This window comes from Devosia algicola, from assembly GCF_028816455.1.
GTDB lineage: Bacteria > Pseudomonadota > Alphaproteobacteria > Rhizobiales > Devosiaceae > Devosia > Devosia algicola.
On sequence record NZ_CP118246.1, the window covers coordinates 2,141,539 to 2,154,075 of the forward strand.

The 12,537-nt window shown below is 59.0% G+C and carries 14 protein-coding genes; 10 read left to right on the forward strand and 4 right to left on the reverse strand.

Going from position 1 to position 12,537, the window contains the following annotated elements; all coding sequences use genetic code 11:
• The first annotated feature begins 11 nt into the window (after positions 1-11).
• From PSQ19_RS11305 to PSQ19_RS11320, 4 genes are all read left to right on the forward strand, one after another.
• On the forward strand, positions 12-200 hold the full coding sequence (locus tag PSQ19_RS11305; protein WP_282217813.1) for a histidine kinase: 189 nt from the start codon (positions 12-14) through the stop codon (positions 198-200).
• Complete coding sequence (locus PSQ19_RS11310; RefSeq protein WP_282217814.1) at positions 197-1,108, forward strand: site-specific tyrosine recombinase XerD; 912 nt, start codon at positions 197-199, stop codon at positions 1,106-1,108. Before PSQ19_RS11305 ends, PSQ19_RS11310 begins: the two co-directional genes overlap by 4 nt.
• 120 nt (positions 1,109-1,228) lie before the next feature.
• Entirely contained in the window at positions 1,229-2,185 is a 957-nt protein-coding gene (locus tag PSQ19_RS11315) for an acetyl-CoA carboxylase carboxyltransferase subunit alpha (RefSeq protein WP_282217815.1), read from the forward strand.
• Between the two features lie 144 nt (positions 2,186-2,329).
• On the forward strand, positions 2,330-3,355 hold the full coding sequence (locus tag PSQ19_RS11320) for a L,D-transpeptidase family protein (protein WP_282217816.1): 1,026 nt from the start codon (positions 2,330-2,332) through the stop codon (positions 3,353-3,355).
• Positions 3,356-3,400: 45 nt separating this feature from the next.
• Here PSQ19_RS11320 and PSQ19_RS11325 read toward each other — a convergent pair whose 3' ends face one another.
• Positions 3,401-3,886 (reverse strand): methyltransferase family protein, encoded by a 486-nt coding sequence (locus PSQ19_RS11325; RefSeq protein WP_282217817.1) that lies wholly within the window; start codon positions 3,884-3,886, stop codon positions 3,401-3,403.
• Positions 3,887-4,187: 301 nt separating this feature from the next.
• On the opposite strand from PSQ19_RS11325, the gene PSQ19_RS11330 reads away from it, so the two are divergent.
• On the forward strand, positions 4,188-4,853 hold the full coding sequence (locus PSQ19_RS11330) for a hypothetical protein (protein WP_282217818.1): 666 nt from the start codon (positions 4,188-4,190) through the stop codon (positions 4,851-4,853).
• On the opposite strand, the gene PSQ19_RS11335 is transcribed toward PSQ19_RS11330, so the two are convergent.
• Positions 4,850-5,134, reverse strand: coding sequence for a BolA family protein (locus tag PSQ19_RS11335; protein WP_328517646.1), 285 nt, complete (start codon positions 5,132-5,134; stop codon positions 4,850-4,852). The genes PSQ19_RS11330 and PSQ19_RS11335 overlap by 4 nt on opposite strands.
• Before the next feature lie 56 nt (positions 5,135-5,190).
• Between PSQ19_RS11335 and PSQ19_RS11340 the strand changes: the two genes are divergently transcribed.
• The 4 genes from PSQ19_RS11340 to PSQ19_RS11355 all read left to right on the forward strand — a co-directional run bounded on the left by PSQ19_RS11340 (position 5,191) and on the right by PSQ19_RS11355 (position 9,856).
• Complete coding sequence (locus PSQ19_RS11340) at positions 5,191-5,814, forward strand: J domain-containing protein (RefSeq protein WP_282217820.1); 624 nt, start codon at positions 5,191-5,193, stop codon at positions 5,812-5,814.
• 94 nt (positions 5,815-5,908) lie between these two features.
• A complete protein-coding gene (gene cobS / locus PSQ19_RS11345; RefSeq protein ID WP_282217821.1) occupies positions 5,909-6,889 on the forward strand; it encodes a cobaltochelatase subunit CobS in 981 nt (326 codons plus the stop codon).
• An 88-nt stretch (positions 6,890-6,977) separates the two neighbouring features.
• Positions 6,978-8,861, forward strand: a complete 1,884-nt coding sequence (gene cobT / locus PSQ19_RS11350) for a cobaltochelatase subunit CobT (protein ID WP_282217822.1) — start codon at positions 6,978-6,980, stop codon at positions 8,859-8,861.
• Positions 8,858-9,856 (forward strand): esterase-like activity of phytase family protein, encoded by a 999-nt coding sequence (locus PSQ19_RS11355; RefSeq protein WP_282217823.1) that lies wholly within the window; start codon positions 8,858-8,860, stop codon positions 9,854-9,856. The genes cobT and PSQ19_RS11355 overlap by 4 nt, the downstream gene beginning before the upstream one ends.
• Before the next feature lie 5 nt (positions 9,857-9,861).
• On the opposite strand, the gene PSQ19_RS11360 is transcribed toward PSQ19_RS11355, so the two are convergent.
• Positions 9,862-10,515, reverse strand: coding sequence for a VUT family protein (locus PSQ19_RS11360; protein WP_282217824.1), 654 nt, complete (start codon positions 10,513-10,515; stop codon positions 9,862-9,864).
• 146 nt (positions 10,516-10,661) lie between these two features.
• Entirely contained in the window at positions 10,662-10,946 is a 285-nt protein-coding gene (gene rpmB, locus PSQ19_RS11365) for a 50S ribosomal protein L28 (protein WP_282217825.1), read from the reverse strand.
• Between the two features lie 242 nt (positions 10,947-11,188).
• Between rpmB and PSQ19_RS11370 the strand changes: the two genes are divergently transcribed.
• Positions 11,189-11,983 (forward strand): DUF3108 domain-containing protein, encoded by a 795-nt coding sequence (locus tag PSQ19_RS11370; protein ID WP_282217826.1) that lies wholly within the window; start codon positions 11,189-11,191, stop codon positions 11,981-11,983.
• Positions 11,984-12,537: the final 554 nt, after the last annotated feature.

Below are 12,537 nucleotides of genomic sequence, written 5' to 3' on the forward strand. Positions count from 1 at the left end.
CTGCTCATTTCATGCCCACGCTTATTCGCCTTGTAATTGTCCTGCTGTTTCTGGCCGGTCTGGCCTATGGCGGCATGATCGGCCTGATCGCCTATGTCCAGCCAACACCAAAGGAAGTCACGGTGCGGATCTCCACCACCGACCTGTTGCGTGCCAGCGCTCCTGACAGCGGGCCGACCACGCCCTTGCCCTCGCCATGAGCGCTGATCTTAATCTGATCGAGGCATTTCTTGAGATGATGAGCGCCGAACGCGGCGCTGCCCCCAATACACTGGAGGCCTATCGACGCGATCTGGTGGATTATCGCGCGTTTCTGGGGGCCAAAAAACTCGATTTCGCCACCGGCGACCGAAACACCATTACCCATTATCTCGACGCCCTCAAATCCGAGGGCCTGTCCGCCGCCTCCAGTGCCCGACGCCTGTCTGCCATTCGCCAGTTCCATAAATTTCTGTGCGCCGACGCCATTCGTGGCGACGATCCGACCCGCATTATCGCCAGCCCCCGCGCCCGGCGCGCCCTGCCCAAGGTTCTCAGCATTGCCGAAGTGGATCGTCTGTTAAGTCTGGCCGAAACCGAAGCCAACACCGACCAGTCGCCGACGAAAAGAACCGCCGCGCTGAGACTCTATGTGTTGCTCGAACTGGTCTATGCCACTGGTATGCGGGTTTCCGAACTGGTTACGCTCAAGCGGTCGGCAGTGATGCGCGACGCCAGTTATCTCACCATCATCGGCAAGGGCAACAAGGAGCGGATCGTGCCGGTCAATGATCGCACCCGCGACGCGGTGCGCGCCTGGCTGGCAACACTAGAGCCCGGCCCCATGCTATTTCCAGCCTCGGGCAGCGGTGGCCATTTGTCGCGGCAGGTATTTGGTCGCGATCTCAAGGCGCTGGCGGGGCGCGTCGGCATTTCCAGCGCCCGTGTCGCGCCCCATGTACTCCGCCATGCCTTTGCCAGCCATTTGCTCGCCGGTGGCGCCGATTTGCGGGTGGTACAAACCTTGCTTGGCCACGCCGATATTTCCACCACCCAGATTTACACCCATGTTCTGGATGAAAAACTGCGCACATTGGTCCAAACCCATCATCCGCTGGCCAATGGCTGAGCATTGTCTGGCGTACCATCTTGACACGCGCTTGCACCATCGTCACTTTCCGGCCACTTTAGAGCGCAACAGAGCGACTTCAAATTCGGGTCGCGCAACGACCCATAACGGGCGGGTGGGATGCAGTCTTATTTAGATTTTGAAAAGCCGGTAGCCGATCTCGAAGGCAAGATTGCCGAGCTTAAATCTCTGGCCGCAACCGATCAGGCCGTCAGTATCGACGAGGAAGTAAATCGGCTGTCCAGTCGCGCCGACGAAGCACTCATCGATATCTACAAGCGCCTGACCCCGTGGCAGAAAACCCAGGTGGCGCGCCATCCCCAGCGCCCGCATTTTTCCGACTATATCAAAGGCCTGTTCTCCGAGTGGTCGCCGCTGGCTGGTGACCGGAAATTTGCCGAGGACTCAGCTATTCAGGCCGGGCTGGCGCGCTTTAACGGTCAACCCGTCGCCATTCTGGGTCAGGAAAAAGGCAATTCCACCGAAACCCGCCTCAAGCACAATTTCGGCATGGCCCGTCCCGAAGGCTACCGCAAGGCTGTCCGCATCATGGAAATGGCGGATCGCTTCAATATTCCAGTAATTTCGCTGGTCGATACGTCTGGCGCCTATCCCGGCATCGGCGCTGAAGAGCGCGGTCAGGCCGAGGCCATTGCCCGGTCCACCGAAAAAAGCCTCGAACTTGGCGTGCCCAACCTGGCGATCATCATCGGCGAAGGCGGTTCGGGCGGGGCCATCGCCATTGCCACCGCCAGCCGGGTACTGATGCTCGAACACGCCGTTTATTCGGTGATTTCACCCGAAGGCGGCGCCACCATTCTGTGGCGCGATGCTGCCAAGGCCCAGGACGCTGCCAACAATATGAAGATCACCGCCGCCGATCTTCTGGCTTTCCACGTCATCGATGGAATCATTACCGAGCCGACAGGTGGCGCCCACCGCCACCCAGAGGCAATCATGGACAGCACGCGCGGTGCCATTGCCAGTTTCCTTGATGATTTTGCCGACAAGTCCCGCCTTGAAGTGCGCGAGCATCGGCGTGAAAAATTCATCGCCATTGGCACTAACCTGCCTTGATCCTGGCCGACATCAAGTCGATTTGATCCGCAATTGCGTGGATTGACTGGCGCTGTTAATAATTCGTTCACCGCGCCGCTCCACCATGCGCTAACCAATACTGAATAGGCAGTCTAGCGCCCGCATTGTCTGGATCGATCCCAATTGAATTTCCCCCTGCTGCGCAAGTTTTGCTCGATCTTCATTCTTGGCTGGATTGCTTTCAGCCTGGCGGCCTGCGGCGGCTTTGCCACCGGCGACAATCGCCACAATCAGCCGCTATCCAGCGTCATCCAGGCCAGCCTGCGCAATATCGGCTCATCGCCTGGCGCGCCAATGGTCATTCGCCTGTTCAAGCAGGAAAAGCAGGTTGAAATCTGGAAGCAGAGCAATAGTGGGCAATACCGCCTGCTCAAGACCTACGATATCTGTGCCTTTTCAGGCGATCTTGGCCCCAAATTCAAAGAGGGCGACCGGCAAAGTCCCGAAGGGTTCTATACCATCACGCCCGGCCTGATGAACCCGAAGTCAAACTATTACCTGGCCTTCAATACCGGTTTTCCCAACAAGTTTGACCGCGCCTGGGGCCGCACCGGCACGGACCTGATGATGCATGGCGATTGCTCGTCGCGCGGCTGCTACGCCATGACTGACGGCGGCATTGCTGAAATTTATGCATTGGCCCGCGAAACCTTCAAAGGCGGCAATCACAGCTTCCAGCTTGAACTGTTTCCCTTCCGCATGACCGCCGCCAATCTGGCCAAGCAGTCAACCAACCCCCATCTGGCGTTCTGGAAGGACATCAAGCAGGGCTATGACTATTTTGAGGTCACCAAGACCCCGCCGGTCTGGGATGTTTGCGAAAAGCGTTATATTTTCAATCCGTCCGCCAGCGGGCCGCTTGATGCCGCCGGCGCTTGCCCCGCGACCAAGTCCAACCCGGCCCTGATGGCCAAGCAGGCCGCTGATCAGATTGCCTATGTCGAGGCGGTGGAAACCCTCCAGCAGCGTCAGGAGCGTCAGGCGGCCGAGGCTCAGCATGAAGCCGACGCCCAGGCCGCCGCCAAACAGCGCGGGCAGGCGATTTCAGGATTTTTCGGCAATCTGTTCGGCAATCAATCCGCCAGCGCTGCGACCGTCGCGAATATGTCGACCGCAGCACCCGCACCAGCGCCAGCCCCGAAGCGTTAAGACCATCAACAGTTCGGTGACGGTCGCCTACGGTGCTCGGTGCGCCTAAACCCAGCGTCGCGTCCGCTTGAGCAATGCCTCATAGGGGGCACCAAATTTGGCCTTCAGATACCGCTCCTCGCGCGCAATGACCCCATAGCGCAATATCGCGATGAATATGAGCCACACTAACACACCCCATTCGAGCGACAAGGCCAGCACGAACCCGGCCAGCCCCAACACCATGCCCACATACATTGGATTGCGCGTGTATCTGTAGGGGCCGGTATCGACAATGCGAAGCGAGGGTTTGCGTGTATCAACATTGGTGCCCTTTCGATGGAATTCGCGAGACCCCACAATGGCAAGCCCGGCACCACAGATGAACAATACAACCCCGATCCAACTCAGCCACGAAAATATCCCGGGGGCCGGCAGGAACGACATTGGCACCAGAAAATCCAGCACCAGCGACACCGCCATGGCGGTGACAAGAATTAAAGGGGGAAAGAGAATGACCCCTGGATTATCCTTTTTGGCTTCGTCCGTCACCTGCTGCTCCTTGTCGTACGGCACCGGGTCCACACCCTGCCTGCCGTCTGCCAGGCGGCAAAATTATCACCAATCTTGATAGACGAGAAGCCTCTCGTCCTTATTCAGCCACGGTTGCAGGGCAGTTGACCATCATTGTCAGCGCAACCATGACCTGACCTGTTAAGGCCAATGATCAGGGCGCTAATTGAAAAAATCTGCGCTATAGTGCCCGCCGCGCCTTTGGCGGCAGAGGCGCGGTTGACGCAGGGTTTTGACCTGTTCAAGGCGGCACTATCGCCGCCAATTGTAGGGACCAGCAATGGATACGAGCGAAATGGATCAGGATTGGGCGCTGCCGGGCGTGTCAAAGTCTGATACCGGCGCCAAGTCCCCACCCGAGGAGTCGCCCGAACCACCGCGCAACCCACCGCCCGCGCACCAGACAATTCTGCTGCTACTGGTTGGTTTGGTAGGGCTGGCCGCCATCGTCGCCTGCGTCTGGGTTTACATCGACACCCGCCGCGAAGTGTTGCGCCTTGCCACCGAGGTCGCCCAACTGCGCCTGAGCCTTGATCTTTATGCCCATCAGAAAACCAGCGCCACCGGTGAGATCAACCCCGACGCCCTGCTGAACCTGCAAAACCGGCTGGCCATTCTCGAGGACAGTTGGCGCAACCAGTCCGCTACCGTGCCCGCCACCCTTGCGCCCGCCCAGACCGCAACCAGCACCGCCCCTGCGCAGGACGACTGCATCCCGCAAAATACCAAATTCCTCGTTGCCAGCGGCGACTCCTATCCCGTATGCGGCACCAATGGGGTCGTGTCTGTGCTCACCGTGTCCTCGGATCGCGTCAGTTTTACCGATGGCAGTGTGATTGTCGCCGGTGGCAATGGCCTGCTGACAGGCACCAATTGCCGCGTCAATGTCTTATCATCGGAAGCTGATGGCCTGTCGGGCTATGCAGAACTGCGTGCCTCTTGCTAAACTGGCTTGGAAACCACATCTGGGGTTTTCGCAGGTAATATGTCGATGGTCAGGGCGTGCAAACGCCCTTTCAACTCATTATCGAGGGCCATCATGATATCCCGGTGTTGCGCCACGCGCGGCTTACCGGCAAAATGACTGGCCGCGATTCTGACACGAAAGTGAGTTTCGCCACCTTCCTGCCATCCGGCATGGCCAAAATGCTGGTTGGATTCATCGATGACCTCAATGAATTCGGGGTCAAAGGTAGCGGTTAGTTTGTCTAGGATGGTGTCATGCATGGACATCGGGGCACACTGGTTTGTTGACTGAATTTTACTAGTTAGGCGCAATGAAATTGGAATCCAAGATTTTCGACAACATCCGCATTCGCCCCCGCCGCGAAGAAAAACCGGCGCCGATCGAAACCCCATGCGATTGGGAAGGCTGCGAAAAGGCCGGTACCCACAAGGCTCCCAAGGGTCACCGCAAGGCGGGCGAATATCACAATTTCTGCCTTGAGCATGTGCGCCACTACAACACGGCCTTCAATTTCTTTGCCGGTATGGACAAGAATGATCTGGACGAGGCGCTCCATACCCCGCCAAAACCGGAAAACCGGCGCAGCTTTGCCACTGGCCAGCCCGGTGCCGGTCGCTCGGCCACGGCCCGCACCGCAGGTCTGCGCCCCGGCGACAAATATGGCGATCCCTTCGGCGTTTTCGCAAAATATCGCCACCGCCAGAACCAGACCCCAGCCGCCGAGCGCGTCAAGCCCCTGCACGAGCCGGACCGCCGCGCTCTTGAGGCTCTGGGCATAATCGGGCACGCCAAATCCGATGAGATCAAGAAGGCCTACAAGGCATTGGTCAAGATCCATCACCCCGATGCCAATGGCGGCGACAAATCGTCTGAAGACCGCCTGCGCGCCATCATTGCCGCCTATTCGCATTTGAAAAAAGCCGGGTTTGTGGTGCGCTGATTGACGCGCCAACCTGCCGCCTACCCGCCAGCGCACAATACTGCTATAGAGCGCGCCAGAACCATTGCCCCACACTTTGCGCTGCGAGCCTTAAATGAGTGAATTTGCCAATCTGCCTGACACCGATTACCAGGCCCGCGATCTGTTCAATCTGGATACCGACATGGTCGTAAGGGGCTATGGCGAACGCACCGAACATGTGCCCCCCGTTGACCCCGACTATTTGTTTGACCGCAACACCACGCTGGCGATCCTGGCCGGTTTTGCCTTCAATCGTCGCGTCATGGTCCAGGGCTATCACGGCACCGGCAAATCCACCCATATCGAGCAGATCGCCGCCCGCCTCAACTGGCCCATGGTCCGCGTCAATCTTGATAGCCACGTCAGCCGCATTGATCTGGTGGGCAAGGACGCCATCGTGCTCAAGGACGGCAAGCAGATCACCGAATTCCGCGACGGCATCCTGCCCTGGGCCGTCCAGAACAATGTTGCCCTGGTGTTTGACGAATATGATGCCGGTCGTCCCGATGTGATGTTCGTCATCCAGCGCGTGCTCGAGGTGGCAGGTCGTCTGACCCTGCTCGACCAGAATCGCGTCATTGTCCCCCATCCGGCCTTCCGGCTGTTTTCGACCACCAACACCATTGGCCTGGGCGATACGTCAGGGCTGTACCACGGCACCCAGCAGATCAATCAGGGCCAGATGGACCGTTGGAGCCTGGTCACGACGCTCAATTATCTGCCCCATGACAAGGAAGTCGGCATCGTTCTGGCCAAGAACAAGTCGTATGCCGCCAACGACAAGGGCAAAAAGACCATCTCCAACATGGTCCGGCTGGCAGACCTCACCCGTTCCGCCTTCATCAATGGCGATCTATCCACGGTCATGAGCCCGCGCACCGTCATCACCTGGGCCGAAAATGCCGATATTTTTGGCGATGTTGGCTTTGCCTTCCGGTTGACCTTCCTCAATAAATGCGACGAACTCGAGCGCCCCGTGGTTGCCGAGTTCTACCAGCGCGTCTTTGGCGAGGACCTGCCCGAAGGCTCCGCCAATCTGGCTGTGACTGCTTAGGGCGCGTTGCGGATCCCCGCCCCTTGCGGGGCGGGTTGGGGAGAAATAACCGCTTGGGTGAGCACCCGAGTCTGGAAGAGAATACACAATGGCACAACCGCCGCGCAGCAAGGCCAACCGGCCCGACAATACCCATGCTTTCAAGTCCGCCATGGGGGCGACTGTGCGCGCCATTGGCGGCAAGCCCGAACTTGAGGTCAGCTTCACCACCGACCGGCCGCTGCTGACCTCGGATAAGGCTCGATTGGCCAATCTGCCGCGCCTGCCCACCCGCCGCGACATTGCCATTGCCCGCGGTCAGGGCGATGCCATGGCCATGCGGCTGGCCAGCCATGATCCCGAGGCGCATCGCAAACGTGCGCCCATCGATCCCATGGCCCGCGCCGCCTTTGATGCGCTCGAACAGGCGCGCGTTGAAGCGCTTGGCTGCGTGCGCATGCCCGGCATGACCGGCAATATTGGCGAAATGCTCGAAGACCGGCTGTTTCGCGCCAATTTTGCCGAAGTCAGCAATCGCGACGACGCCCCGATTGCCGAAGCGCTTGGCCTGATGCTGCGCGAAAAACTCGCCGGCGTAGCCGTCCCGCCCTCCGGCCACGCACTGGTTGACCTGTGGCGCGAGGATATTGAACAAAGAGGCGGCGCATCGCTGGCCCAGCTGCAGACACTGTTTGAAGATCAGGAAGCCTTTTCCAAAGCCTCCAAGGCGCTGCTGCGCGATCTCGATCTGGTGCCCGAAAGCGAACTGGACAATCCCGATCCTGCTGACGAAAACAGTGATCAGGACGATCAGGATCAGGCAGAGGGCAGCGACCAGAACCCCGAACAGGGTGAGGGCGACAGCGATCAGGCCGAGGCCCGGGAAGACCAGCGCGCTGGTGACAGTGAAGAAACCGGCGATGTCGACGGCCTTGAAAGCGACATGGCCGACGCTGATGACGATTCAGAAAGCGACGCCGGTGATGACGCGCCAATGTCGCCGCCGCCCGGCAAGACCAATGAGCTTGGCTCGAACCAGTTCAACTACAAGATTTTCACCCAGCAATTCGACGAAATCGTCAAGGCGGCTGAACTGTGCCCGCCCGACGAGTTGGACCAGTTGCGCACCTTGCTGGACCGGCAACTGGAAAATCTTGCCGGTGCCGTCGCTCGCCTCGCCAACAAGCTGCAACGCCGCCTGATGGCCAAGCAGAACCGCTCCTGGCAGTTTGACCTTGAAGAAGGCGTGCTTGATACCGCCCGACTGACCCGCGTCGTCACCGATCCGATGCAGGCCCTCTCGTTCAAGGTCGAAAACGACACCGATTTCCGCGATACCGTGGTGACGCTACTGATCGACAATTCCGGTTCGATGCGCGGTCGCCCCATTACCATTGCCGCGATCTGCGGCGATATTCTCGCGCGCACGCTCGAACGCTGCGGTGTCAAGGTCGAGATATTGGGCTTCACCACCCGCGCCTGGAAGGGCGGCAAAAGCCGCGAGGCATGGCTCGAAGCCAATCGCCCCGGCAATCCCGGCCGCGTCAATGATGTGCGCCATATCATCTACAAGGCTGCCGACGAGCCATGGCGGCATGCACGGCGCAATCTCGGGCTGATGATGCGCGAGGGCCTGCTCAAGGAAAACATTGATGGCGAGGCGCTCGAATGGGCACGCAAGCGCCTGATGGGGCGTCCCGAATCGCGGCGTATCCTGATGGTGATTTCCGATGGCGCCCCGGTTGATGATTCAACCCAGAGTGTCAATGCCGGCAACTATCTCGAAGCCCACCTGCGTCAGGTGATCGAGGATATTGAAACCCGCTCCCCGATCCAGCTGGTTGCCGTCGGTATCGGCCATGACGTGACCCGCTATTATCGCCGTGCCGTCACCCTTCTGGATGCCGAAGAACTCGCTGGCGCCTTGACCGACGAGTTGGCGGCGCTGTTCGATGAAGAGGCGCCCGCGCAAGGACGCCGGAGGGCGCGGTGATTAATGCGGCCCGCCTCAGCGCTGTGCTGCTGCTGGCCACCACACCCGTCGCGGCGACCGAACTGACCATCAGCGCCGCTCAGATCGACCGCTTCAAGGGCGCCGCCATCGGCGAACGCGTTGACAATCTGATCTGGCGGGGCGGCATCTCCATGGTCAGTCAAAACGATACCTTTGGCGGCCTGTCGGGCATGGCCTTTACCAGTCGGAACCAGCATCTGAGTTTTGTCTCGGATCGCGGCAACTTCGTCTCCGGCCAGTTGATTTACGAAGACGCGACCCGCCTGCTCGGCTTTATCGGCGTCAAGATCGAGCCGATCCAGAATTCGAAGGGCGCGCCGCTGCCGCGTCAATATAGTCGCGATGCCGAAGCTATCGACACCATCTACCGCGACGGCCAACCCGCCGCCGTCCGCGTCGGCTTTGAACATCTGACCCGCGTAGCCGATTTCACCCTGACCGATGCCGTTCCGGGCGGGGCAGCTCGCGAAGTGCCAATTCCCGATTGGTTGACCGATACCCGCACCAATGAATCGCTCGAAGCCGTGTGCATTGCCCCCGATGCCTCCCCGATTGCCGGATCGACCCTGTTGTTGACCGAAGGCGTCAGAGACAATGATGGCCAGCATGTCGCCTGGTTGCTCGGCCAACGCGACAAGGGACCTCTGACCTATCGCTCATCGCCTGACGTCAATCCCACCGATTGCGCCTTCCTGCCCAATGGCGATCTGCTGGTGCTCGAGCGCGGCCTGTCATTCCTCACCTTTTCCATGACACTGCGCCGGGTTGCCGCTGCGGATGTGCGCCCCGGCAATTTGATGTCGGGCAATATCCTGCTCGAAGCGCGGGGCGGCGATATCGACAATATGGAAGCCGTCGCTGTTCACACCGCTCCGGATGGCGAACTGCGCATCATTTTGGGGTCGGACAATAATTTCAACGATTGGGAGCGCAATCTCCTGCTCGAATTCGCGCTGCCCCCCGATCCGCAATAATGGGGTCAGGCCGCCGCCGCGCGGCGTTGCGCGAGCGATCCCATCAACAGCCGATAAGGCACCAACAGCACCAGTGCGCTGAGCAGTTTGACGCTGAAATCACCACTGGCCAGTGATGTCCACAATGGCACCTCGCCGCCAACTCCCAGCCATGGTGCGCCAAAACCCAACGAGCCATCCGCATGGCCAAACAGCAGGTCGATACCGGCAAACATCGGCGCAAATGCCAGCGAGAAAAAAATCAGCGTATCGAGTGCCGATCCGACGATTGAGGCAATGAACGGGGGCACATACCAAATCCAGTTCCGCAAGCGCTGAAACACCGAAATATCGAGCAATTGCCCGATCAGGAAAGCGCTGCCCGAGGCAATAGCAATGCGTGGCGTCGCCAGGTAAAACGAAATCGCCAGTGCCAGTACAAACCCCACCAGCACCACCAGCCGCGCCACTGTCGGGCCTTCGCGCCGATTGGTGAGATCCGATACCAGGAACGCCAGCGGATAGGTAAACGCCCCCCAGGTCAGAAGGTCGGCAAGGTTGATCGAGCCAAGGCGCATCTCAACCGGAAACTGCACCAGAATATTGGAAGCGGTCACCACGATCATCATGGCAACGACAGCCAGCGCGAAGCGGGCCGTCATAAGACGAGAAAGCAACATAATGCACCTCTATGGACTGCAAACCGGCAACAGACCGGCGCAGCTTGACTATGGCGCAGGTGCTGGCCACACGCCAGTCCCGCCCAAAACAAAACCGCGCCGGCCAAACTGGGCAGCGCGGCAAATATCAATCGTCAGCGTGTTGCTTAGGCAGCAAGACTGGCGCGAATTTCTTTCTTGATGCCCCGCGCCAGTGGCGACAAATCGGCATCGTCCTGCTTGAGCAGGAAGGCGTCAAGACCACCGCGGTGCTCGACAGTGCGCAGCGCATTGGTGCAGATGCGCAGCTTGACCGGACGCGCAAGCGCATCCGACATAAGAGTAACCTTCACAAGGTTCGGCAAGAACCGGCGGCGGGTACGATTGAGCGCGTGGCTCACATTGTTGCCGGTCATAACGCCTTTGCCGGTCAGTTCACAACGCCGTGCCATGGTCATATCCTGTTTGCATAAACGGCCCAGTTGCGGGGATTGAGCCCCGCAGCGGCCAGTTTTGTCCTGAAATCTGCGCGGTAGATAGAGAAAATGCAGCCTCACGTCAAGCACAAGCGCATTTCAAACCACCGCTATCGCCTTGCAAGCACCCGATTCTGTCGGCACCTTTTCGCTATGAGTGATTCGGTGCACCCGCGCCACTCGCCAACCATATCACATGTGCTGAAAGATTGTGCCCCGTGAACCTTGCCAGCCACCTGCGCGCCCTGGCCCTAGCCAGCCTGTTCTGCCTGTCAGCGATTGCCGGAGCCGCAGCCAATGAAGTTGACGGAACCGCCAAATATGTCATCACGCTTGGCGGGCTCAATGTTGCCAATGTTACGGTCGGCCTCAGCGATGATAGCCAAAAGTTCTCCCTTGATCTCAGCGCCAGCGTCAGTGGCCTCGTCAATTTTGTCGCCAGCGGCACCGCGAGGATAACCACACGCGGCCGCTCATCATCGCGCACCCTCGTCCCCGAACAGTTCGATCTCAATACCCGCGCCAACGGCGAAAATTTTAATGTCGACGTGTCCTACGCCGGTGGCAATGTCTCGGGCTTCCGCGTCGATCCGCCCATCGTCGACAATTACAATCGCGTGCCCATCGAGCGTAAACACCTCAACGGTGTTACCGACATGCTCTCGGCCTTTGTCCTAAAGGGCACCAGCCTCGATCAGAGCCTGTGCAAGCGCAAGATGCAGATATTTACCGGCGTCGAGCGTTTCAATATCGCCATGAGCTACGCGGCAGCGAACGAGGCCACCTCGCCGCGCACCGGTTATCAGGGCCCGGTTATCCTCTGCCGGATAAACTACACCCCCATCGCCGGCCATTTCACCACCTCGGAAATGACCAGCTACCTCGCCAAGAGTGATCGCATCCTGATCTGGTACGCACCAGTTGGCGATAGCGGCTATTTCATTCCTTATCGCGTCGTGCTCACCACCAGCATCGGTGACCTGTCGATGGTGTTGACGTCCCTGACCTACTAAATCGCTCTCAACGCTAGCAGTTGGTTAACAGATTGCTAACCTGTCGGGCGTCCCGCGACGGGACGGTCAACAGGCTCTTTTCCTCAATTTTGCCCGCAGCCACCCCAATTTTGCGGCCCCAATCCACTAAGGCTCGGTTTTTTATGCCCGGCATGTGGCTTTACCTTTGATTAGGAAATACCTCTGATTTTCCGATTTAAGTCTTTCATTAATAAAGATAAATCGCCTCGCCCGCGCGCCAGCCACCTGCGCCCCGCATTCAGCCCGACTTGTGCCGCCAAATCTATCCACCCCCATATCTGGGCCGTGAACAAAGCCGCATTGTGCCAAAAGGCCCGATTCGATCCATGTTCGTTCCCGTTTTGATGCGGGGATTAATTTGGTGCACCAATCGCCGCTCGATCTGTCCCGATCCGGGAAAACCAATTCTCGGTCGAACGAACAGCCGACAAAAACATGGTTAATCAAACCCTAACGAGGTCCCTGTCCCGCTTTGGCACGGTCAACGACAAAATCCTCAATTACGGCGTATCTGGTGCCCAATCTCTGCCGCT